Origin of the sequence: Streptomyces sp. NPDC000594, assembly GCF_040299965.1 — a bacterium.
GTDB lineage: Bacteria > Actinomycetota > Actinomycetes > Streptomycetales > Streptomycetaceae > Streptomyces.
On the sequence record NZ_JBEPCY010000024.1, the window covers coordinates 92,924 to 113,519 of the forward strand.

Annotated in this window: 22 protein-coding genes and 1 pseudogene; 9 read left to right on the forward strand and 14 right to left on the reverse strand. The window is 72.1% G+C overall.

Features of this window, described 5'->3' with window-relative positions; genetic code table 11:
• The first annotated feature begins 99 nt into the window (after positions 1 to 99).
• Positions 100 to 1,296, forward strand: a complete 1,197-nt coding sequence (locus ABT354_RS27045) for a M20 family metallopeptidase (protein ID WP_351498369.1) — start codon at positions 100 to 102, stop codon at positions 1,294 to 1,296.
• Positions 1,297 to 1,352: 56 nt separating this feature from the next.
• On the opposite strand, the gene ABT354_RS27050 is transcribed toward ABT354_RS27045, so the two are convergent.
• Positions 1,353 to 1,994 (reverse strand): DUF1326 domain-containing protein, encoded by a 642-nt coding sequence (locus ABT354_RS27050; RefSeq protein ID WP_351498371.1) that lies wholly within the window; start codon positions 1,992 to 1,994, stop codon positions 1,353 to 1,355.
• Between the two features lie 226 nt (positions 1,995 to 2,220).
• Here ABT354_RS27050 and ABT354_RS27055 point away from each other — a divergent pair, with 226 nt between their 5' ends.
• From ABT354_RS27055 to ABT354_RS27065, 3 genes are all read left to right on the forward strand, one after another.
• Positions 2,221 to 2,955: a hypothetical protein gene (locus ABT354_RS27055; protein ID WP_351498373.1), complete on the forward strand. Its 735-nt coding sequence runs from the start codon at positions 2,221 to 2,223 to the stop codon at positions 2,953 to 2,955.
• Positions 2,956 to 3,254: 299 nt separating this feature from the next.
• On the forward strand, positions 3,255 to 3,734 hold the full coding sequence (locus ABT354_RS27060; protein ID WP_351498376.1) for a hypothetical protein: 480 nt from the start codon (positions 3,255 to 3,257) through the stop codon (positions 3,732 to 3,734).
• 234 nt (positions 3,735 to 3,968) lie between these two features.
• Positions 3,969 to 4,748, forward strand: a complete 780-nt coding sequence (locus tag ABT354_RS27065) for a S1 family peptidase (RefSeq protein WP_351498378.1) — start codon at positions 3,969 to 3,971, stop codon at positions 4,746 to 4,748.
• Positions 4,749 to 4,888: 140 nt separating this feature from the next.
• On the opposite strand, the gene ABT354_RS27070 is transcribed toward ABT354_RS27065, so the two are convergent.
• From ABT354_RS27070 to rpmG, 8 genes and pseudogenes are all read right to left on the reverse strand, one after another.
• Positions 4,889 to 5,566, reverse strand: a complete 678-nt coding sequence (locus ABT354_RS27070; protein WP_351498380.1) for an RES family NAD+ phosphorylase — start codon at positions 5,564 to 5,566, stop codon at positions 4,889 to 4,891.
• Positions 5,566 to 6,267, reverse strand: coding sequence for a hypothetical protein (locus tag ABT354_RS27075; protein ID WP_351498382.1), 702 nt, complete (start codon positions 6,265 to 6,267; stop codon positions 5,566 to 5,568). Before ABT354_RS27075 ends, ABT354_RS27070 begins: the two co-directional genes overlap by 1 nt.
• Positions 6,264 to 8,708, reverse strand: a complete 2,445-nt coding sequence (locus tag ABT354_RS27080; protein ID WP_351498385.1) for a CHAT domain-containing protein — start codon at positions 8,706 to 8,708, stop codon at positions 6,264 to 6,266. The genes ABT354_RS27075 and ABT354_RS27080 overlap by 4 nt, the downstream gene beginning before the upstream one ends.
• Positions 8,608 to 9,561, reverse strand: a complete 954-nt coding sequence (locus ABT354_RS27085) for a hypothetical protein (RefSeq protein WP_351498387.1) — start codon at positions 9,559 to 9,561, stop codon at positions 8,608 to 8,610. Before ABT354_RS27085 ends, ABT354_RS27080 begins: the two co-directional genes overlap by 101 nt.
• A 217-nt stretch (positions 9,562 to 9,778) precedes the next feature.
• Positions 9,779 to 10,015 (reverse strand): annotated as a pseudogene (gene rpsR, locus ABT354_RS27090) (30S ribosomal protein S18).
• A gap of 107 nt (positions 10,016 to 10,122) precedes the next feature.
• Positions 10,123 to 11,277, reverse strand: a complete 1,155-nt coding sequence (locus tag ABT354_RS27095) for a CobW family GTP-binding protein (RefSeq protein ID WP_351498389.1) — start codon at positions 11,275 to 11,277, stop codon at positions 10,123 to 10,125.
• On the reverse strand, positions 11,277 to 11,531 hold the full coding sequence (locus ABT354_RS27100) for a type B 50S ribosomal protein L31 (RefSeq protein WP_351498391.1): 255 nt from the start codon (positions 11,529 to 11,531) through the stop codon (positions 11,277 to 11,279). Before ABT354_RS27100 ends, ABT354_RS27095 begins: the two co-directional genes overlap by 1 nt.
• A gap of 86 nt (positions 11,532 to 11,617) precedes the next feature.
• Positions 11,618 to 11,782: a 50S ribosomal protein L33 gene (rpmG, locus tag ABT354_RS27105; protein WP_351498393.1), complete on the reverse strand. Its 165-nt coding sequence runs from the start codon at positions 11,780 to 11,782 to the stop codon at positions 11,618 to 11,620.
• A 68-nt stretch (positions 11,783 to 11,850) separates the two neighbouring features.
• Between rpmG and rpmB the strand changes: the two genes are divergently transcribed.
• The 3 genes from rpmB to ABT354_RS27120 all read left to right on the forward strand — a co-directional run bounded on the left by rpmB (position 11,851) and on the right by ABT354_RS27120 (position 12,902).
• Positions 11,851 to 12,087, forward strand: coding sequence for a 50S ribosomal protein L28 (rpmB, locus tag ABT354_RS27110; RefSeq protein ID WP_351498395.1), 237 nt, complete (start codon positions 11,851 to 11,853; stop codon positions 12,085 to 12,087).
• Entirely contained in the window at positions 12,087 to 12,392 is a 306-nt protein-coding gene (rpsN, locus tag ABT354_RS27115; RefSeq protein WP_351498397.1) for a 30S ribosomal protein S14, read from the forward strand. Before rpmB ends, rpsN begins: the two co-directional genes overlap by 1 nt.
• 144 nt (positions 12,393 to 12,536) lie before the next feature.
• Entirely contained in the window at positions 12,537 to 12,902 is a 366-nt protein-coding gene (locus ABT354_RS27120) for a cupin domain-containing protein (protein WP_351498399.1), read from the forward strand.
• Positions 12,903 to 12,965: 63 nt separating this feature from the next.
• Here the strand turns inward: ABT354_RS27120 and ABT354_RS27125 are convergent, their stop codons facing one another.
• Both ABT354_RS27125 and ABT354_RS27130 read right to left on the reverse strand, forming a co-directional pair.
• A complete protein-coding gene (locus ABT354_RS27125) occupies positions 12,966 to 13,538 on the reverse strand; it encodes a flavin reductase family protein (RefSeq protein WP_351498401.1) in 573 nt (190 codons plus the stop codon).
• Between the two features lie 14 nt (positions 13,539 to 13,552).
• On the reverse strand, positions 13,553 to 14,539 hold the full coding sequence (locus tag ABT354_RS27130) for an LLM class oxidoreductase (protein WP_351498403.1): 987 nt from the start codon (positions 14,537 to 14,539) through the stop codon (positions 13,553 to 13,555).
• Between the two features lie 89 nt (positions 14,540 to 14,628).
• Between ABT354_RS27130 and ABT354_RS27135 the strand changes: the two genes are divergently transcribed.
• Positions 14,629 to 15,234, forward strand: a complete 606-nt coding sequence (locus ABT354_RS27135; protein ID WP_351498405.1) for a TetR/AcrR family transcriptional regulator — start codon at positions 14,629 to 14,631, stop codon at positions 15,232 to 15,234.
• 97 nt (positions 15,235 to 15,331) lie between these two features.
• On the opposite strand, the gene ABT354_RS27140 is transcribed toward ABT354_RS27135, so the two are convergent.
• On the reverse strand, positions 15,332 to 16,111 hold the full coding sequence (locus tag ABT354_RS27140) for a VOC family protein (RefSeq protein ID WP_351498407.1): 780 nt from the start codon (positions 16,109 to 16,111) through the stop codon (positions 15,332 to 15,334).
• Between the two features lie 571 nt (positions 16,112 to 16,682).
• Between ABT354_RS27140 and ABT354_RS27145 the strand changes: the two genes are divergently transcribed.
• The gene (locus ABT354_RS27145) at positions 16,683 to 17,897 is read left to right on the forward strand and encodes a hypothetical protein (RefSeq protein WP_351498409.1); all 1,215 of its coding nucleotides are present in this window, start codon (positions 16,683 to 16,685) and stop codon (positions 17,895 to 17,897) included.
• Positions 17,898 to 18,060: 163 nt separating this feature from the next.
• Here ABT354_RS27145 and ABT354_RS27150 read toward each other — a convergent pair whose 3' ends face one another.
• Positions 18,061 to 18,732: a LuxR C-terminal-related transcriptional regulator gene (locus ABT354_RS27150; RefSeq protein WP_351498411.1), complete on the reverse strand. Its 672-nt coding sequence runs from the start codon at positions 18,730 to 18,732 to the stop codon at positions 18,061 to 18,063.
• Between the two features lie 16 nt (positions 18,733 to 18,748).
• Complete coding sequence (locus ABT354_RS27155) at positions 18,749 to 20,482, reverse strand: ABC transporter ATP-binding protein (protein WP_351498413.1); 1,734 nt, start codon at positions 20,480 to 20,482, stop codon at positions 18,749 to 18,751.
• Positions 20,483 to 20,596: the final 114 nt, after the last annotated feature.

The following is a 20,596-nucleotide window of genomic DNA, read 5'->3' on the forward strand; positions in this document are numbered from 1 at the left end:
CCGATCCACCCCGTACACCGCCGATCCATCTCCTCCGCCGCCGGCCCACCCCCGCCGGCCGGAGAGCCCACCCGCTGACCTCGTACGAGAGAGCAGACCATGACCACATCGCCCGCAGCCGCCCTCACCGCCCGCGCCCAGGAGGTGTCGTCACAGATCGTGGCCGACATCCTGCGACTCGTCGGCCAGGAGACCAACAGCTACGACCTGCCCGGTCTCGCGGCAGGGCTGGATCTGCTGCGCGAGCTGACCGTCGACCGGCTCGGCCCGCCCGACCAGGAGCGGCGCCATCCCGGTGGCGAGTGCGGTGACACCCTCACCCTGACCTACACCGGCAGTGGCCCGGGGCATGTCGCGCTCGTCGGCCACTACGACACCGTGTGGCCGACCGGCACCCTCGCGGGGTGGGAGGGGCGGCAGCCCGGCGACGACGGCCGGCCCGTGCTCAGCGGGCCGGGGATCTTCGATATGAAGGCGGGCCTGATCCAGGGCATCTGGGCGCTGTGGCTGGCCCGGGAGAGCGGGGCGCCGACGCCCACCGTCACCTTCCTCTTCAACGGCGACGAGGAGATCGGCTCCCTCTCCTCACGGCCGGTGATCGAGCAGGTCGCGCGGACGGTCGACGCCACCCTGGTGCTTGAGCCCTCCGCCCAGGGCGCGGTGAAGACCGCCCGCAAGGGGTCCGGGGTCTTCCAGGTCACGGTCACCGGTGTCGAGGCGCACGCCGGGCTCGCGCCGCAGGACGGGGCGAGCGCGATCACCGCACTCTCCGAGTTCGTGATCGCCGCCGCCGCCGTCGCCGCCCCCGAGAACGGCACCACCGTCAACGCCGGGCTGATCACGGGCGGTTCCGCCATCAATGTCGTCGCCGGGCGGGCCACCGCCGGTCTCGACATCCGGATCAGCAGCCCGGCCGAACAGGCCCGTGTCGACCGGGAGATGGACGCCATCCAGGTCAGCGACCCCCGGGTCCGCGTCGAGATCGACCACGCCTGGAACCGTCCGCCGATGACCCTCAGCGCCGCCTCCCTCCCCCTGCTCGACCTCGCCCGTGAGGTCGCCCGTGAGCAGGGCCGCGAGGGCCTGCGGGACGCGGCCGTCGGGGGCGCCAGCGACGCCAACTTCGTCGCCGCCCTCGGGCTGCCCGTCCTGTGCGGCATGGGCGCGGTCGGCGACGGCGCCCACGCCCGGGGCGAGTTCATCCACCCCGACACCGTCCCGGCCCAGACCGCCCTGGTCGCGGGGATGCTGGGCCGGCTGGCGACCCCCCTGCCCGCCCCGGCCACGGCTTCCTGACCCGTACGGCCCCGGTGGGCGCGCCGTCCCCCGGCGCGCCCACCGGCCCTTCCGTTCTACGCCTCCGGACGCCAGTCGAACGGGAAGTGCTTGCTGGACCCGCCGCGGTACTCACCGGAGAAGTCGAAGCCCTCGGCGCGGTCCTCGCTCACCACCCCCCAGGTCGCGACCTGGCCGGGCCCCACCTCCGCCCCGGGAGCGTTGATCAGCTGCACCCGGCGGGTGGGGTCCGCGGTGGGGCCGGTCAGCGCCGTGGCCCCCACACTCACCTTGTCGGACACGGTCGCGCGCCAGTACGCGAGATCCGGCGCGGCCTCGAAGCGGATCGGCGCGTACTCCACCGCGCGCACCTCGCTGATCAGTGAGCCGAAGGTACCCGGCCACCCCCCGACATTGCCCCGGAAGATCTCCTCCAGCGCGTCCCGCTGCTCCTGGGTCCCCTTCTCGTCGATGTAGAACATCGCCTTCATCGTGGCGTCGGGGTCCCCCACCCACATGTTCCCGCCGAACTCCCCGAGTGCCACCACGCCGAGACCGTCCAGGCGCACCTCCCCGAAGTGCCCCTCATGGATCTGCCAGACCAGCGTGAACCGGCAGGCCCCACCCGTCGGAGCCTGCGCGAAGGTGCAAGGACAGGGCATCGAGCAGCTGCACACGTCGAACCACTCGCCCTTGAGGTGCCAGTTCGTCCCAGTCATCACTGTTTCCCCTCTCCGATACCCCGGCGGGGTATCCGTCTGACGCGAGATTAACCTCCCTCCCGACCGACCGTCAAATACCCATGGGGGGTATCTAGTCGATGGGGGTACCGACACCCGGCGGCCCCGCCAACCGGGCGGGGCCGCCGGGCCGGTCCGGCATGGCGCCCCGCCGGAACGCGCCGAGCCCGGATGCTGATGGCCTCCGAACCACGCGGGAGAGGCCATGGACGACCGCCCCAGCCCCCAGGACGCCCGGCCCGACCCTCAGGGCGCCCGGCCATCGCCGACCACGGGCACGGACACGGACATCGGCACGGAAACGGGCACCGGCACCGGCACCGGCACCGGCACCGGCACCGGCCAGGAGACTCCCGGCCAGCCCGGAGTCATCGGCATCGCGCTCGCCGCCGTACTGGCCGCCGCACTCGCCCAGGGTTCCTGGCAGTGGTTCGCCGGCTACATCGGAGTGACCCTGCTCGCGGTGGTCTTCTCCTTCTACCGGCTGCCGGCCTGGACCCCCGGCCCCGGCTCCGCGTACCTGCGGAATCTGATCGCGTTCTCCCTCGTCATCGGCCTCTGCGTGGCCATCGCGCTGGCGCCCGTACTCCAGCGCACGGCCTGGCTGTTCCCGATGCCCGACACCCGGCAGGCCTGTCCCGATGTGGGCCGGTACGAGGCCCTCCAGGCCGAGGCCGCCCTGGCGGATCTGGCGGACCGCGACCGAGCCGCCCTGACCCACGCACAGGAGGCCAGGGCCCATGAGGCCGTCGCCGACTGTCTTTCGGCCACCACGACCCTCTGGCTGCCGGCGTACGCGTTCGGCACGGCCGTCCTGGTGGCCCTGGGCACCTGGTACCTCGGCCGGGCCCGCGCGAGAAGCCGGACCCGTACGGGAAACCGGACCCGCGCGAGAAGGGCGGCGGCCGCGGCCGACGGGAAATCCCCGCGCCGGCCCTGAGCCCCCCCGACCCCGTCCCCGTCGCACCGTTCGGGGAACACGAACCCCTGGCCAGAATCCAGTGGTACGGGGCACTTTTGCCACTGCTCGCACCGGTCCGCGGTCGCATAGCTTGTGCGGCGTTCGCTCTCCCACGACAGACAAGACCAGGAGCGGTGCGGCATGCCGGCACAGGCGGTTCTCCTCGACGTGTCCGAACCCCCGGGTGCCCCCGGGCCCCTTGAGGCGCTCATCGCGGGCGGGTCGGCCGTCAACGGCGCTCCCGCGACGGCACCGCCCCGCCGACCGGAGTGCCTTCTGTGACCAAGTTCTTTCTCTCGCTCCATGTCCTGGCGGCGATCGTCGCCATCGGGCCCGTCACCGTCGCCGCGAGCATGTTCCCGAATGTGCTGCGCCAGGTGCAGGCCGACCCCGGGGCACCCGAACCTCTGGCGACGCTGCGGACGCTGCACCGGATCTGCCGGGTGTACGCGGGCGTGGGCATCGCGGTGCCCGTCTTCGGCTTCGCCACCGGACAGAGCCTCGGCGTCCTGGGCAGCGCCTGGCTGATCACCTCCATGGTGCTCACGGGCATCGCCGCCGCCATCCTCGTCGGAGTGCTGCTGCCACGTCAGGAGGACGCGCTGAACGCGGTCGGGACGGCGGCGGGCCCCGGCTCCGTGGCGCTGGACGAGCGTGCCGGAGCCCGGCTGGCGATGCTCACGGGCATCTTCAATCTGCTCTGGGCCGTCGTCACCGTCCTGATGATCGTCAGACCCGGATCCACCACGGGAGCCTGAGCCGTCGGGGCACCTCTCCGGCATACCCGCGCCGGGACGGCCGACCGCCGTCCCGGCGCGCGCTTGATCGACCTTCGCACAAGTCGGCTCCGTCAACCCCTTGTGCCCGGAGCACGGCGTCTGCCAGATTCTCCGCAGTCACATGTGTCATGGACGCAACAAGCACCCCTGGTGTGTCCCTGGCTTCCTGCGCATCCCCGCAGGACTCCACCCCCACATGATGGAGAAGACCACGTGCGTCTCACCCGACTCATACCCGCCCTCGCGACCGCCGCACTCTCCGTAGTCGCTCTCGCCCCCACCGCCTCGGCCCAGGCACCGGCGCCGGCCGCGGAGAGCGCACCCTATGCCACGGCAGGCACGGCAGGCACGGCAAGCGCGACCGGCGCGGCCGGCAGCAAGGCCCGGCCCATCATCGGCGGAGGCTTCGCGAGCAACGCCCCTTGGGCGGCCCGGCTGTTCTCCAACGGCCGGCAGACCTGTAGCGCGTCGATCATCGCGCCCACCTGGATCCTCACCGCGAGGCACTGCGTCAGCGGCGGCGGACTGTCGTTCCGTATCGGCAGCCTCGACCAGACCAGCGGCGGCACGGTGGCCAACGCCTCCGCCGTCTACAACCACGCCTCCTCCGACCTCTCCCTGGTCAGACTCGACCGCTCGGTCCAGGCGACCTACGCCCGGTTGGGGCAGCCGGGTTCGGTCGCCGTGGGCCAGACCGTACAGGTGTACGGCTGGGGCGCCACCTCCCAGTGCGGCGCCGAGATCAACTGCCAGTCCCGCTATCTGAAGGTCGCCAATGTCGTCGTCTCCGGCGGCTGCCGCGACGCCTACAACGGCTCCGCGATCTGCGCCCGCCGGGGCGACGGCATCACCGCGGGCGGCGACTCGGGCGGCCCGATGAACCTCAACGGCATCCAGGTCGGCGTCGCCTCCACCAGCGACCGGCAGACCATCACCGCCTACACCAATGTGACCGCGTACCGGCCCTGGATCCAGTCCATCGCCGGTATCTGACCGGTCCACCGGGCCCGTACCCGCGTCCGTACCCACGTCCGACGGGCCGTGCCGGACGGACCCGGAGCAGCGGTGCGTACGGTGAGGTGACCAGGGGTGGGGACCGCCCGCGGCAACTGTCCGCGCCGGGTCCCCACCCCTCAGCCGTGAAGCGGTACGTCGATCGCCGAACGGAGCGGCTCCAGAAGCTGGTTGGCCTCCTTGATGCCCTCCGGGGAGCCGAGATCCGGAATGCTGCGGTACGGGAGTGCTTCGAGCGGCCCGCCCGCGTGGTCCGCGAGACGGTCACCGAAGAGCACCACGGCGTACCGTGACGGATTGCGTTTCGAACCCCAGATCATCCCCATGGCTCCGGGCGCCTCGGCCCGTAGCTCCCGCGCCCAGAGCCGGGTACGCGCATAGTGCTCGGGCCCCTCGCTCTCCAGCAGTTCAGGGGAGTTGCAGACGGCCGCGAGGGCCGCCCCGGAGCACAGCGAGACAAGTCTCAGCTCGCACCGGGTCCGCACCACATTCAGCGACCTGCCCAGCACCGACCGCCGCGGGACCAGTCGCATACCGGTCCCCCGGTCGATGGGGAGCGACCGCAGCAGCGTCTCGGCGAGCGCGGTCTCCGGGTCGGTCGCCGCGTACAGACTGGGGTACGGGTCCTCCGGCGTGCCGTGGAACCGGCCGGGCGCGGGGTCGTCCGGGTGGAACGGCTTGAACTCCCCGGCGGCGTACCGGGACGAGTGCATCCGCCACAGCTGGGTGCCCGCAGGCAGGATCTCCCAGTGCGGCCGGAAGCGGTACGGGAAGGGCCGCAGGGTTTTCCCGTCCATCAGTCCCCCTCCACCAGCGCGACGACCGCGCCCACCAGGTCGCGGTCCGGCCGGATGCCGAGCAGGCCGGCGGGCGGCCCCCCGCCCAGCCAGGCGTTGCCGCTCAGCCACCAGTCGGCGGCTCCCCAGGGGTCCGCGTCGGCGAGCAGCACCCGGTTGACCTCCAGGACGACCCGGTACGGGGCTCCGCCGCCGGGCTCGAACTGGAACTCCGGGTAGCGGTCGCCGTGGTCGGGATCGGCGAACCGGATCAGCTCGGGCGGTGGCGCCGTACCCCGGTACCGGGCGAGCACCTCGGCGGCCGGGAAGGCGGGTGCCCGGCGGAGTCTGCTCTTGACGGCGGCGATGATGGCCGAGGTTTCCGGGGGCTCTGGGGGCAGGGACGGCACGACCGTGAGCCGGGCCAGCAGATCCCGTGCCCTCGGGGCCACCGGCACACCGACGGACGCCGCACCGGCGAGCCGCACGGAGTCCAGCGCCTCCCGGACCGGATGGCCGAACGGGAGCGACGTCAGGCAGATCCGTACCGCCTGGAAGGCCCGGCGTACGGATCTGGAGTCGTCCGGCGGGGCGTCGGCGAGCGCGCGCAGCTGGGTGAGCAGAAGTCCATACTGCTCATCGGTCAGCTGGGCGCGCAGGCTGTCGCGATGTTCGTCGATGAGGCCGAGCAGCCTCATCCCACTGTCCTCACCCGGGGTCATACGGTCTCCTCTCCCCTGCCGGGGTGGCCCTGATGGATGAACGCGGCCCAGATGGCGGGCCGCCGGAGGTCGGGGCGGCCGATGTCCCCCCGTAATCGCTCGCCCAGACGGCCCGGATCCTTCCGGCCCGGGTCGAGCATCCACAGCTGCGCGGCCCGCAGCGCGTCGACGGGGCCGAGCCCGGCCCGCAGATGGTGGTGGAAGACCGCCATCAGCAGCATCGACGCGGAGTCCTGGGTGGTCCATCGCGACCCCACGACATCACGGGCGCCGCCTGCGACGAATGCCGTGGTGAGGGTCAGGGCCTCGTCGTGGTCGCAGGCGCTCAGGACGATCAGCGGTCCGTCCGGTGGGTCGTCCTGTTCGGCGGGCCGGGGCCGGTCGAGGAGCCTGGTCACGGTGAGCAGGCCGGTCCCCTCGTCGGAGGCGTCGGGGGCGTCGGGGGCGAGGTACAGGGCCGATTCCGTCGGCCGGGTCCCCGCCATGCCATGGGTGGCCAGATGGACCATCGAGTGGTCCTGGGCGAGCAGAGCCAGCAGCTCGTCGGGGGTGCCGGCCGGGACCGAGCCGGGCGGAAGGCCGGTGAACTCGCCGTACAGCCGCGCCCCCGGGTAGTAGGTGTCGCGCAGCTCCATGACCTCCAGCTCGGCATAGGTCAGCGAGAGGCCCGGGTCGGCCACCATCGCCGGGGCCGAGACCGGATCGCGGGGCGCGCGTTTCACCGTACGCAGGAACTCGCCGCCGGAGGCCGCGTAGCTGATCACCAGGGCCTGGCAGAGGTACTCGTACGGGGCTCCCTCGGGGAATCGGGCGGCGTGCCAGGGCACGATCCCGAGACGGCCGCAGGGGACCAGGACGACCCTGGGCGTCCGGCGGTCGGCCGCATCGCCGGGGAGGTGTTCCGCCAGCCCGGCCAGGATGGGGACGAAGACCTCGTACGCCCAGTCGCAGAGGTCGGACAGGGCTTCCTCCCAGGCCCGTTCCCCGTCGGCATCACCTGGGGAGCGGGCGTTGGCCGCGTCGAGGTAGCGCTCCAGAGGGGCGCTTTCCTCATGGGAGAGTATGGAGAGCGAGCCGCCGCCGAATCCGATCTCGGGTCCCAGGGCCAGCACCATGCCCGGGGCATCGCCCTTGAGCCCGGGGACCAGATAGATCAGCGCGTCCGCACCGGCCTCGCCCACGCCGTTGGCCAATTCGCACGGGGTGGGGGTGCTGAACAGACCGCCCCGCTCCCGGTAGCCGAGGGCTTCCAGGGCCTGTCGGCGCAGGGTGCTGGGCAGTTCGGCGGGCAGCTCGCCGCTGTCGACGGCTCCGGACCTCCGCCAGGCGGCGGCGAGTTCGGGACGGCCGCGCTCCTCCAGCAAATCCGGTACGGCCCGGGAGGTGGCCGCGGCCCGCAACACCATGGCCCTGCCCAGCTCCAGGGCAGCGACCAGGTCGTCCACGCTCCCGTGTTCGCCCTCCCACAGGGCGGCCTGGACGGCGAGGGACGCGCCTTCGCGGGCGGCCATCAGGCGGTGCTCGACGCCGTCCTGGATGAGAACGTCGGAGGCGAGTATCGCCAGAGCCTCGTTCGCCGTGCCGGTGGCAGCGTCGGCGTCGGACCGGCTCCGCCCCCGGTGCCAGCGGACGTGGTAGTGGCTGGCGAGCGACGCCAGGTGCGCGGCGGCCCGGAACGGGGCCCGGCCCTGCCGGATGTGTTCGCGGAGCCGTTCCAGCGTGGTGATGGCGGCATCGAGATCCGCCGGATCCTCCGTGAGGTGGTAGCGCATGCCCAGCAGGTTCGCGGCGGTGCGCAGCCGACCGGCGGGGGCGTCGGCCGGCGGTAACTCCCGGGCCGGCAGGGCCGTGGCATCGCCGGTGAGGAAGGCACGCCTGATCGCCATCTCTCCGGGATCCGCGAGCCCGAGCATCTTGTCCCCGACCGGGAGACTGCTCTTCCTCATGGCCGCCCTGGCCTCCTCCAGCTCCGTGTAGCCCCGCAGGATCTGGTCCTTCTCCATGGTGAGACAGCCGAGCACGAGCCGGGCCCAGGCTCGGACGGCGAGGGTGAAGAAGTGGAAGTCGGTTTCTGCGGCGGCGGCTTCGGCCTGGCGCTCAGCCTCCCCCAGGAGGCTGTGGATCCGCTCCTCGTCCGCGGCGTGGAAAGCGCTGCGGATCTCCGTCAACAGGTCCATGCTCTCCGCCAGGATCGCGAAGCCGTCGGCCAGATGGATCGAGCTCTGCGACGTGCGCCGCACGTAGTCGCTGACCTTCTTCCTGTGGGCGACAGCGAGTACGTAGTCCTGAAAGGTACCACCCGCGCCTTCGCTCAGACTGACGAGAAAGGTCATGAGCGCTTCAAGAGTGACCCGGTCCGGCCAGCCGTCGGGCACGTTCTCCGGCAGGCCGTCCAACGCGGCGCGCAACTGTCCGAGCTGTCTGTTGACGGCAGCGGCCATCACCTTCGAGTGACCCGCCGAGAGCGGCGATCGCGGTGTCGGCGGCCTGCTTCGCGGCGATGAGCCGACGGAAGAGGTCAGGGTCGCGGAACACGGCACCGCCGGGAAGGACGTCCGGGGTGTCCTGGGCGCTGGCGTCGGCCCGACCTGGGGAATCCGGGGCGGCACCGGGCGGGTTGAAACCACTCACCCTGCTCCTCAGCCAGTTGATCATCGAACGCCACTCCGCGGCGTATGGACCGTCGTCGTCCGGTACGAGGTCCGTGAGCAGATCGGCGATCCCGTCGACCGTGGGGTGGGCCCAGAGGTCGCGAAGCTTCGGCAGATCCTTCAGGTTCTCCGGCAGCGGCAGCTCGGCCGCGTCGGCCACCCACTCCCGCACCTCGGCCGCGAGGGTGGTCACCTCCCCCATCATCCTGTCGAACAGAGCGGTCGTGTCGGGCTGCGGCGCGAGCCCACCGGGCATGTCCTGGAACGGCATCACCTGCATCAACAGGAACAGCGCGGCCCACCGCCGGTCCTCGACGGAGGCCGTGGCTCCGGTCCTCGTCGCGGGGTCCCGTACCTCCCGGAGCAGAGCATGCGCCCGCTCCCGGTCCCCGGGTGCGCCACCCCCGATGCCATGGCGCAGGGTGAGCGCGCCGCCGAGCCAGAGGGTCACCGAGCCGCGCAGCTCCGGGTCGTGGTCCAACAGATGCGAGAGCGCTTCGAGTTCGCCGACCGATGCGCCATGGGCGCGGGAGTTCTCCGCGACCGTGCCCGGTTCCGGCAGCAGCGCCTTCGCCCGGGCGATGGCCTCACCGGCCCAGGTCCGCAGCGCCCGGACGCCGCCGCTCTCCTCTTCTTCCCCCACCTCAACGCTCCTCGGGTGCCGGAGACGGTCCGCTTCGCCCTCCATGATGACGAGACGTTCGCCCCCGGGGCGACCGTTCGCCGGGTTTGTCCATCGGCGCCCGATCAACACCCGGAACTCGCCCCGGAGGCGCCCGGGAGAAGCGGGCGGCGCCGTCCGCCGGGGCGGTGGCCGGCACCGCCACCCCTGGCGGCGGCACCGGCCGGGAGTCCTACAGCTAACGGCTCGCGTAGGGCAGGAGCGCCATCTCCCGGGCGTTCTTGATCGCTGCGGCGATCCGCCGCTGCTGCCGCACGGTCACCCGGGTGATCCGCCGGCTGCGGATCTTTCCCCGGTCGGAGACGAACTTTCGCAGCAGATCGGTGTCCTTCTAGTCGATGAAGGTGATCCCGGCCGCGTCAAGGGGGTTGGGGCGGGGTGCGACGGGCCTGCGGGACTCGGAACGGCGGGGCATGGGACCTTCCTCGTAACGGGGAACGCGGACCCGCATCGGGGGCGGGACGCGCGGGAGGGATATTCGGGCAGGGCTCGCGGGACTCATACGCCTTTAGGGCACGGGAGTCAGACAGCGGAGCCGAGCAGGGCGTCGAAGGCGGCGGGGAGGCGCTGCCACGCCTCCGGACCGGCGGCGTACTCCGCATCGGTGAGCAGGCAGCACTCCAGGACGCCCTCGACGCCCGCCCGGTCGAGGCCGGGAGAGGTGAAGACCAGATGCTGGCAACGGTCACCGTGCTCGGGGTGCCAGTCCAGCGCGGCCGCGGCCCGCCGCACCGGCGGCACCAGTTCCCAGGCGGCCTCCGGCAGGGCGGCCAGCCATGGTCCGGCGCTCTCCACGCACAGCGCACCACCGGCCGCGTCCCATGCGAGCAGGGTGTCCGGGCGGTCCGCGAGCCAGAACCGGCCACGGCTGCGCGCCGCCGCACAGCACAGCTCCTCCAGCGCCTGATACAGCCGCTCCGGGTGAAAGGGGCGGTGGCTGTGCCAGACGAAGGTGGCGACACCGGCGTCGTCGCTCTCCTGGGGCAACAGGGCGCAGGCCGGATGCTGGGCGGCGGCGGCCGCGTCCACATCGAAGCCGGCGAAGACCAGCCGGGCCAGCTCCGCCGAGCCGGCGGCCGCCTTCCGGGCTGTCGGATGGAGCTGGTCGAGCAGTGCCCGGTCCTGGTCGTCGGCGTCCTCGCCGTCCACCAGGGCCAGGACGGGCGCGTACTCCAACTGACGGGCCCAGGTGTCACCGATGGTGCGCTGATCGCTCCCGGCCACGGCGAGTCCGGCCTCGGCCAGATCATCGCCGTTGGCGAGATACGGCAGGACCAGCGAGGGATCGACGGCGGTGACGACATTGGCCAGTTCCACCATCTCGCCGGCATGGGCGGCGATCACCTCGGCCATGGAGCGGGGCTCCACGGAGTCCCACAGTTCGACAACGGCGAGCCGGGTCGTCCCCTCGGACGCGAGCCGTTCCAGTTCGGGTACGAGGTCCTCGCGCAGGGCGCAGCAGGCGCAGCCGTTGACGAGTGGGGTGTCGCCGTACGCGATCCGTCCCGAGGCGTCGCTGATCACGCGCCGTACGGTTCCGTCGCGGGCGGTCGCCAGGTCGTGGTGGAGGCCGACGCTGTCGGGTACGGAGCGCAGCAGGCCGTCGACGGTTCGCCGGCGGGCGTGGGAGTGCAGCCCGGCGACGATCACGACCGGCAGCCGTGCGGTGCCCTCCATCACCGGGCCTCGGGGCGGCCGTAGCGGCGCTCGAACCGCTCCACCCGGCCGGCGGTGTCCATGACGCGGGCGGTGCCGGTGTAGAAGGGGTGGCTGACGTCGGAGATCTCGACGTCGACAACGGGGTAGGTGTTGCCGTCCTCCCACTCGATCGTCCGGTGGCTCGTCATGGTCGAGCGGGTGAGGAAAGCGGAGCCGGCGGCCTTGTCGCGGAAGACGACGGGTCCGTAGGGCGGATGGATGTCGGGCTTCATGACGTACTCCTTCTGTTCTGTTCCGGTGTCCGGTTCCGGTGCTCTGATCCGGTGTTCTGGTCCGGTTTCTTCGGGCGGGGCCGGGGTCAGCGCTCCTCGCGGAAGTCGACGTGCCGGCGGGCGATGGGGTCGAACTTGCGCAGGACCAGGCGGTCGGGGTCGTTCCGGCGGTTCTTGCGGGTGACATAGGTGTAGCCGGTGCCGGCGGTGGACCGGAGCTTGATGATCGGCCGTATCTCGTTGCGAGCCATGGACGCTACTATATGACAATGATTTCCATTAACGATAACCGTCCACTCCTGGAGAGGCAGGTCACCGGGTGTCCGCACACTGCCAACTGACCGGCGCCAAGCCCGGCTTCGGCAACACCATCTCCCACTCGCACCGGCGCACCTCGCGCCGTTTCGACCCGAATGTCCAGCGCAAGCGGTACTGGCTGCCGAGCGAGGGCAGGCATGTGCGCCTGACGCTCAGCACCAAGGCGATCAGGACGATCGACGCCATCGGCATCGAGGCCGCGGTCGCCCGCATCCGGGCGCGAGGGGGGAAGGCCTGATGGCCAAGGCGAGCAAGATCGCGCAGAACGAGCGGCGCAAGGCGACCGTCGCGCGGTACGCCGCCCGGCGGGCCGAGCTGAAGGAGATCATCCGACGGCCGTCGTCCACCGGCGCCGAACGACAGGCCGCCCTGGCGGAACTGCGCCGTCAGCCGCGCGACGCCAGCGCGACCCGGGTGCGCAACCGGGACAGCGTGGACGGACGTCCCCGTGGGTATCTGCGCAGGTTCGGCCTGTCCCGCGTGCGCATGCGCGGACAGGCCCACGCCGGGTTCCTTCCCGGGGTGACGAAGTCCTCCTGGTAGCCGACCCCGGCCGGACGCCGTCACCGGCTCCGGGCTCCGGACCGCACCGTCGCGGTGCGGTCCGGAACCCCTGGGCCTTCCCCGGGCACCGGACTAGGCTGGTAGACGGACTCGGGGCCGCTCCTGTCCGGGAGGCGATTGACCATGGCCGGGCTGCTGATCCGCAATTTCGACACCGCCGACGAGACCCGACCGTTCGAAGCGGGCAAAGGCCGGCTGGATCTGCTGAATACGGCCGACGGCCCCGTCGGCCGGGCCGTCTTCGAACCCGGCTGGCGCTGGTCGGACCATGTCAAACCACTGGCGGGGACCGACAGCTGTCAGTCGGCCCACACCGGCTATGTGGTGAGCGGCCGCATCAAGATCGTCATGGACGACGGGGAGAGCGCCGAGGCCGGACCGGGCGACTTCATCGCGATCACACCCGGGCACGACGCCTGGGTGGTGGGTGACGAACCCTGCGTCACGATCGACTGGACCGGGTACGGCGACTACGCGAAGCCCGCGTGAACGGCCACGGCAGCTCGCGACGGCAAGGCCCAGGGGCACGGTCGGCGACCCGCGCGGGTCGGGTCAGCGCTCGGTGGGCCGGCGGGAGGGGCCGGGGACGTTCCCCGCAGCGGCGTCCTGTTCGGTGAGGGCGCGGTAGCCCCGGTCCACATAGAGGAGTGGCCCACGGGAGTCACCGGCGGACGGCCGGTGGGCGGTGGTGACCCTGGCGACGATCAGGGTGTGGTCGGCGACCTCGACGCACTGGGTCGTACGGCATGTCAGAACGACAGCGGCCCCTTCCAACTCCGGCCCTCCGCCGTCGGGGGACGGCCGGTGGCCTACGCCCGTGAACTCCTCGGCGCCGAAGACCCGGCGCTGTGTGAAGCGGTCGGCGAGGGCGTGTTGCCCCGCGGCGAGGACATTGACGGTGAAGCGGCCGGTCCGCCGGATGACCTCCGCGGTGCGGCTGCCCCGCTTGAGGGAGATCAGCAGGGTGGGCGGATCGAGCGACACCGACAGCAAGGAGTTGAGGGTCATCCCGTGCGGGCCCTCGGGGCTCTGGGTGGTGACGACCGCGACGCCCGTCGCCCAGAGACGCATGGCTTCGCGGAACTCCCCGGCCTCCGCCCCGCCGCCGGGAGCACCGGGTGCCACGGGGCACAGGGGGGTCACCACGCGGGAGCCAGCGGTGCGGGGGAGGCCAGGGCGGGGAAGTGCGGTACGACCTCTTCGGCGAGTTGCGCCACGACCTCCGCCGCGGGCCGTCTGCCGTGCTGGACTCCGAGTGCGGCGTGGTTGACCCCGGCCGCCTTCCAGCGGCCGAGCAGTTCGAGCAGCCCTCGGCTACCCGTACGCAGGACAAAGCCGCCGCGCAGCGGGGTGGGCGGATGGCCCGGGTCCTCGTGCAGGTCGATCCATTCATTGGTCGCGACCGGGCGGAACTCCCCGCCGGGGATCAGGTCACGCCATGCGCCGATCCGGTCCCCGAGCGCCCGGGGGCCCTCCGGGGTCGCGGTGGCGCCGGGGTAGACCAGCCAGCCGTCGGCGTGCTCGGCGATCCAGAGCGGGGACTGCTGGGAGGAGCCGGTGACCAGGAGGGGGATCCGGCCGTGCACCGGCTTCGGCAGCAGGCTCGCACCACCGGGCCGCTCCTCCCCCAGCAGCCCGCGGAAGGAATCGACCACCTCCCGGTAGCGGGCCCCGCGCGCACCGTGGTCCAGTCCGTACGCGGGGAACTCCACCGGCCGGTCGCCGGAGGCCACTCCGAGCACCAGCCGTCCACCGCTGAGGTGGTCCACGGAAGCCGCCTGTTTGGCCAGGTCAATGGGGTGCCGCAGCGGAAGGATCACGCTGCCGGACGCCAGGCTGATCCGGGAGGTGTGTGCGGCGAGCCAGGTCAGGGCGGTCCACGGGTCGTACACCTGCCCCACGTCGCCGAAGCCCGGGTCGGCCAGGGGCACGTCCCGTACCCAGGCGGCGGCGAACCCGGCGCCCTCGGCCCGCTGGACGATCTCCGTCTGGCCGCGCATCGCCGCCATCTCGCCCTGGTACGGCCACAGGGGCAGGAAGAGCCCCACGGTCAGCTCCCCCGGCGCGAACATACGGGCGTATCCGGGGTGGCTCTCCCATGAGGAGGCCGGTGCTGCTGCTCTCATCGATACCCATCCATCACTCTGGTTGGAACGTTCGATCCAGAGCATACGACAACTTTGGATCGAACGTTCCAACCAGTAGACTCGGGGCCATGGCAGCCACCTCATCGCGCGACCGCTCGTCCGACACCGACACCCGCCGCCGGATCATCCGGGCCACGGCCGCGCTGCTTCAGCAGCAGGGGTACGAGAGCACCTCGGTCAAGCGCATCGCGGGCGCCGCGCAGGCGTCACCCAGCTCCGTCTACCACTTCTTCCCGGGGGGCAAGGAGGAGCTGGCGATCGAGGCGATGCACCACGGCGCGCACGAGTTCGGCGACCTGCTCGCGAGGGGCCTCGCCTCGGCCGCGGACCCGGCCGAGGCCACGGCCGCCTGTGCCCTGCTGCTGGCGGAGGACCTCAAACGGTCGGAGTGGAGCGACGGCTGCCCGGTCGCGGTCACCGCCCTGGAGACCGTCGGCCGCGTCCCCGGCCTCCAGGAAGCGGCGACCCGGGCCCTCACCGACTGGCGGGATCTCGTCACGGCCAAGCTCACGGAGAGCGGCATCGCACCGGCCGCGGCGCGCCCCCTCGCCGGGACGGTCATCAGCATGCTGGAGGGCGCCGAACTCCTCAGCCGTGTCACCGCCGACGACACCCCGCTCCGCGACGCGGCGGTCCACCTCGCCCAGCTGGTCCGAGCGGCACCCCGGGCCTGACGGGTCCCGTGCGGCGCGGAACACCGGGGCGGCACGGGGGACGGACGCGCTCCGGGCCCGGCCGCGCGCTACTCGGCGCCCGGCCGGTCCGGTGCGGTCAGGAGGACGCCGGAGGTATCGGCTTGATGACCGCGAACGCGGCTCCGTGAGGATCGGCGAGCCAGGCGATCCGGCCGACCTCGGGCACATCGGCGGCGGGCATCAGCACGGATCCGCCGTTCTCCTGCGCCAGTGACACCAGGGCGTCGACGTCGGCGGTGTCGAAATAGGGGAACCAGCCCGGCCGGTCGTCCCCCTCCTCGGCGATACCGCCGAAGGAGGCATCCTCCAGATCCCCTTCGGCGGCGGAGACCACGGTGTACGTCATCCCGGGGATCTCCATATCCTGCTTACGCCAGCCGAAGACCTCCTGGTAGAAGGCGTAGGCAACCAGCCGGTCGGTGGTGCTCAGCTCGACCCACCACAGGGTGTGCGGCTCACCGGCGGTCTCCAGGCCGCTGGTGCCGGCGGGCTGCCAGACGGCGAACTCGGCGCCCTGCGCGTCGGTGAAGGCGGCGAGCCTTCCGGCCTCCATGACATCGGTGGGCGCGACCCGCACCCGGCCGCCGGCCTGCTCGACGGCCTTGGCGGTGGCCTCGGCGTCGGGGCTCTGGAAATACACCGTCCAGGCCGGGGAGGCGCCTTCCTCGGTGAGCGGGCCGATCGCGGCGACCGTCCTGCCGTCCTTCTGGAAGAAGCCGTATCCCCCGGCGTCCGGCCCCGCTGACCGGAGATCCCAGCCGAAGACCGCGCCGTAGAACGCCCCGGACACGGCCGTCTCCGGGCTGCCCAGGTCGAGCCAGTTGGGGGAGCCTGTCGTGAAGTCAGTACTGAGCATGGTCCGTGCTCCTTCGACATGTCCGGCGGCCCACGGCCGCGGTGTGCGACACAGATCCCACCGGCATGGACGAGTCTTGCACCCACCACTGACAATCGCCCCTCGAACCGGGGTTGACCTGCATGTTTCGCCACTGTGGCGCAGCACCACCTTCCGCGAGAACGACCCACCGGCCGGTCATGACCTTCCCGGCACCGGCATGGCGGGACCGGGCGTGGGACCGGGCGTGGGGCCGAGCCGGTGGCCGGAAGATGCTGTGGGCCTTTGCCGTGCACGGGCGGGTGAGGGGGCTCACCGGTCGTCGGCCGCGATTCGGTGCCGTGGGGCCGTGGGGGCAGAAGTGCTGCTGGGGCGAGGTCACGGGGAGGCCAACGCCTCTGTGGGGCGGGGCGGGCGGATGGTGCGGGGCAAGGGAAACCGTGTTCGAATCCAGCCGTTTCGGAGATCGGACTGCCAATGGGTCAACCGAATCGCAGAATTGAGCTGCGGTGCGGGCCTCTTACTGGCCTGGAACAGACGAAAGACCCATGCACTGGTACGTCGATGTCCTCGACGAGAGCAGGAGTGTCCGATGGCCCGCTTACGCGTTTCCCGACCTGCGACCCTCGCCGCCGCGGCGGCAACCTCCCTCCTCCTGCTGGGTTCGGCGACCGTGGCGGTGGCCGAGCCCTCCGAACGGCGGTCGGCCGCACGGCTTCTGCCGATCCCGCCGGGAGGAATCCACAGTTTCGTCAAGGCGCTGAACAGCCGCGGCACGGTCGTCGGCGAGTACTACGTGGAGGGCTCCGACGGGCCGCTCGCGATCCGGTGGAACGCCGACCGCCCCGGCTACACCCGCCTGGCGCCGCTGCCCGGTGAGCGGTTCAGCCGCGCGACCGCGCTCAGCGACCGCGGCTGGGTGGTCGGCCTGTCCTACAACAGCCCGTCCGAATCCCACCCCGTCCGCTGGAGACCGGGCGCCGCCCCGGCGCGGTTGGCGCTTCCCAGCGGGTCTGCCGGCGGCAACGCGGCGGCCGTCAACAACGCCGGGGTCGCGGTCGGCGACGCGTCCGGGGCGGACAACCGCTCGCACCCCCTGCGCTGGCGGTCCGACGGCAGCAGGACCGACCTGCCCGTACTGCCCGGCGACAACAGCGGCACCGCGACATCGGTCAACAACGCCGGCACGGCGGTCGGGTGGACCGAGAGGCGGGACGGCACCGGTGGCCCCGCGCACCCCGTGCGCTGGAACGCGGCGGGTGTCGTGAGCGCGCTGCCCCTCCCGGCGGGGTTCGCCGGGGCCCGGACGAGCCGGATCACCGACAGCGGCGTGGTCTTCGGTCACGGGCGGCTCGCCGGGAGCACGGCGTACGACCGGGTCCTGGTGTGGGCGGCCGACGGCACCGTCCGCGACGCCGGGCGCGGGCGGGGATACGACGTCAACCGGGCGGGCACCGCCGTGGGGGCCTCGCTGGAGGACAACCCGAACGGCGACCCGGCCCGCTGGAACGCGAACGGTACCCGGACCGTGCTCGCCAATCCGGCGGAGGCGGCCGGGGAGGTGCTGTCGATCAACAACCGGGGGACGGCCGTCGGGTACGCGTGGCCACCGGCCGGCAATCCCGCGTTGGACAAGGCCCTGTTGTGGAAGCCCGACGGTACGGTCGTCCCGCTGCCGCCGTCGCCTCTCGGCCCCTACGCCGCGGCGTTCGCGATCAACGACGACGGAGTGGTCGCCGGATTCGCCGTCGGCACCGACGGCGCCGGCAACCCGACGACCTGGCGTGCGACCGTCTGGAAGCACTGACGCACACCGCCACCTCGATGCCACCGCCCGTCCACCGCCGGGGCAGGCCGGCACGGGGACACCGCCTTCGACAGGAAACCGGACAGGGGGCCGCACGGGCGCGCGTTCATCGCCATGCCCCGCGCGTGCGTGCGCTCCCCCGTACGGTGGTGGACCGGAGCCGTCAGGCCACGTGGCGCACCAGGCCCGTGCGATGGGCGAAGGCGACGAGCTGGGCCCGGTCGCGCAGACCGACCTTATGGCGGATGCGGTGCAGATGGGTACGGACCGTGCTCACGCCGATGTACAGGTCCTCGGCGACATCGTCCACCGACAGACCCCGGCCGATGAGGGAGAGGACCTGCCGCTCCCGGCCGGTCAGCGACCCCGCCTCCGGGCCGGGATCCATCCGGGGCGCGGCACCGCCGTCCCGGAACCACTCGACGAGGCTGTCGACGACCTCCGGGCCCACCGCGGCCCGGCCGCGCGCCACCGCGCGCGTCGCCGCGATCACCTCGGCGCTGGTGGCGTCCCGGTTCAGCAGGCCCCGGGTGCCGGCCCGCAACAGTGCGGCCACGCCTTGGTCGTCGCCCTTGAGGTGGAAGACCACCGCCCCGGGCACGGCGTCCGGCGTACGGGTCTCGTCGCCGATGCGGCGCACGAGGCGTACCGCGGTCGCCACCTCGGACACGCCGATGAGCACCACGTCGGGCCGGTGTGTCCGGGCCAGTTGCACCGTCTCCATCTGGCTCCCCGTGGAAGCGAGCACGTCGATGTCGGGCAGCGCGTCCAGGAGCGTGTGCAACCCCTCTCTCATCAGCGGCAGTTCTTCGCAGACAAGAATGCGACTCAGCATGGCGGCGTTCTTTCCGTCAGGTGGTTCGGGGTGCGGCGGGCGGGCGGTCCGGTGTGAACCGGGCGCTGTGGAGTCCGGCGTACATGCCTCCGGCGGCGAGCAGTTCGTCGTGCGTGCCCTGTTCCGCGATCGAGCCGTCCCGCATGACGAGGATCGTGTCGGCGTGGCGCACGGTCGAGAGCCGGTGGGCGATGACGAAGCAGGTACGGCCCGCGGCCAGGCGGCCCATGGCCTCCTGGATGAGGAGTTCGGTGCGGCCGTCGACCGAGCTGGTGGCCTCGTCCATGACGAGGATCACGGGGTCGGCCAGGAACGCCCGGGCGATGGTGATCAGCTGTCGCTCCCCCGCGCTCACCCCGCCGCCCTCTTCGCCGATCACCGTGTCATAGCCATCGGGCAGGGTGCGGATGAACCGGTCCGCGTGCGCGGCGCGCGCGGCCCGTTCGATCTCGGTGCGGGCCACCTCCCGGCGGGCGGTGCCGTAGGCGATGTTCTCGGCGATGGTGCCGCCGAAGAGCCAGGTGTCCTGAAGGACCATGCCGATCTCGGAACGCAGCCCGTCCCTCGGCAGCCGGGTGATGTCCACACCGTCCAGGGTGATCCGGCCGCCCGTCACCTCGTAGAACCTCATGAGCAGGTTCACGAGTGTGGTCTTGCCCGCGCCGGTCGGTCCGACGATCGCCACCGTGTGGCCGGGCTCGGCCGTCAGCGACAGGTCCTCGATCAGCGGCCGGTCCGCCGCGTACCGGAAGGAGACCTCCTCCATGGTGACGCGGCCCCGTACGGGCCTCGGCAGCACGGCCGCCAGCCGGGGGTCGGGGGTCTGCTCCTCCGCGTCCAGCAGCTCGAAGACCCGCTCGGCGGAGGCGACACCGGACTGCACCATGCTCGCCATCCCCGCCAGGTGTGTCAGCGGGACGGAGAACTGGCCGGAGTACTGGATGAACGCCTGGACCTGGCCGATCGACAGTGAGCCGGAGGCCACCTGCACCGCCCCCACGACCGCGACCAGCACATAGTTGAGGTGGGACACGAGCATCATCAGCGGTTGCAGGATGCCGCTGATGAACTGGGCGCGCAGACCGTCCCGGTAGAGGGCGTCGTTGACCTCGGCGAACTCCCGTACCGACTGCCGCTGCCGGCCGAAGGCCTTGACGAGCAGATGACCGCTGTACGTCTCCTCGACCTGTGCGGTGAGCGCTCCCGTGGAGGCCCACTGCCGGACGAAATGCGGCTGGGACCGTGCGCCGACGCGCCCCGACACGAAGAGGGCGAGCGGCACGGAGGCCAGGGCGACGAGCGCCAGGAGCGGAGAGATCCAGACCATCACCGCGAGCACGCCGACCACGGTCAGCAGCGCGTTGACGAAGCTGCCGATGACCTGCTGGATCATCAGGGTGATGTTGTCGATGTCGTTGGTGACCCGGCTCAGCACATCGCCGCGGCTGGACCGGTCGAAGTACGACAGCGGCAGGCGCGCCGTCTTGGCCTGGCTGTCCGCACGCAGTCGGTACGCGACGCCGTTCGCCAGCCGCACCGTCCACCGGCCCTGGAGGACACGGCACAGCCCGTCGGCCGCATGGACCAGGGCGGCGAGGGCGAGCAGGGTGCCCACCTCCTCCGGCCCGTCCCCGGCGACCACGGAGTCCGTGGCCCGGCCCAGGAGCCATGGCCCCGCCGTCGCCATCGTCACCGCGATGGTGCCCAGGGCCGCCACTCCGTGGAGCAGCCGCGGTTCGCACCGCATCATCCCCAGCAGTCTGCGGACGTTCCCCCGGAGGCGGAGGTCCGTGGACCGGCCCCCCGGCCATCCGCCCTTCCCGGAGACCTTGCCCGTCCCGGGCCGCGGGTCCGGCCGGCCGCG

Coding starts and splice junctions, on each gene's coding strand:
- ABT354_RS27140 (WP_351498407.1), bottom strand. CDS start 16,111: ATGCTCAGTACTGACTTCACGACAGGCTCCCCCAACTGGCTCGACCTG.
- ABT354_RS27130 (WP_351498403.1), bottom strand. CDS start 14,539: ATGAGAGCAGCAGCACCGGCCTCCTCATGGGAGAGCCACCCCGGATAC.
- ABT354_RS27050 (WP_351498371.1), bottom strand. CDS start 1,994: ATGACTGGGACGAACTGGCACCTCAAGGGCGAGTGGTTCGACGTGTGC.
- ABT354_RS27150 (WP_351498411.1), bottom strand. CDS start 18,732: ATGCTGAGTCGCATTCTTGTCTGCGAAGAACTGCCGCTGATGAGAGAG.
- ABT354_RS27145 (WP_351498409.1), top strand. CDS start 16,683: ATGGCCCGCTTACGCGTTTCCCGACCTGCGACCCTCGCCGCCGCGGCG.
- ABT354_RS27095 (WP_351498389.1), bottom strand. CDS start 11,277: ATGGAGGGCACCGCACGGCTGCCGGTCGTGATCGTCGCCGGGCTGCAC.
- ABT354_RS27155 (WP_351498413.1), bottom strand. CDS start 20,482: ATGATGCGGTGCGAACCGCGGCTGCTCCACGGAGTGGCGGCCCTGGGC.
- ABT354_RS27075 (WP_351498382.1), bottom strand. CDS start 6,267: ATGACCCCGGGTGAGGACAGTGGGATGAGGCTGCTCGGCCTCATCGAC.
- ABT354_RS27100 (WP_351498391.1), bottom strand. CDS start 11,531: ATGAAGCCCGACATCCATCCGCCCTACGGACCCGTCGTCTTCCGCGAC.
- rpmG (WP_351498393.1), bottom strand. CDS start 11,782: ATGGCTCGCAACGAGATACGGCCGATCATCAAGCTCCGGTCCACCGCC.
- ABT354_RS27045 (WP_351498369.1), top strand. CDS start 100: ATGACCACATCGCCCGCAGCCGCCCTCACCGCCCGCGCCCAGGAGGTG.
- ABT354_RS27055 (WP_351498373.1), top strand. CDS start 2,221: ATGGACGACCGCCCCAGCCCCCAGGACGCCCGGCCCGACCCTCAGGGC.
- ABT354_RS27070 (WP_351498380.1), bottom strand. CDS start 5,566: ATGGACGGGAAAACCCTGCGGCCCTTCCCGTACCGCTTCCGGCCGCAC.
- ABT354_RS27135 (WP_351498405.1), top strand. CDS start 14,629: ATGGCAGCCACCTCATCGCGCGACCGCTCGTCCGACACCGACACCCGC.
- ABT354_RS27080 (WP_351498385.1), bottom strand. CDS start 8,708: ATGGCCGCTGCCGTCAACAGACAGCTCGGACAGTTGCGCGCCGCGTTG.
- ABT354_RS27120 (WP_351498399.1), top strand. CDS start 12,537: ATGGCCGGGCTGCTGATCCGCAATTTCGACACCGCCGACGAGACCCGA.
- rpsN (WP_351498397.1), top strand. CDS start 12,087: ATGGCCAAGGCGAGCAAGATCGCGCAGAACGAGCGGCGCAAGGCGACC.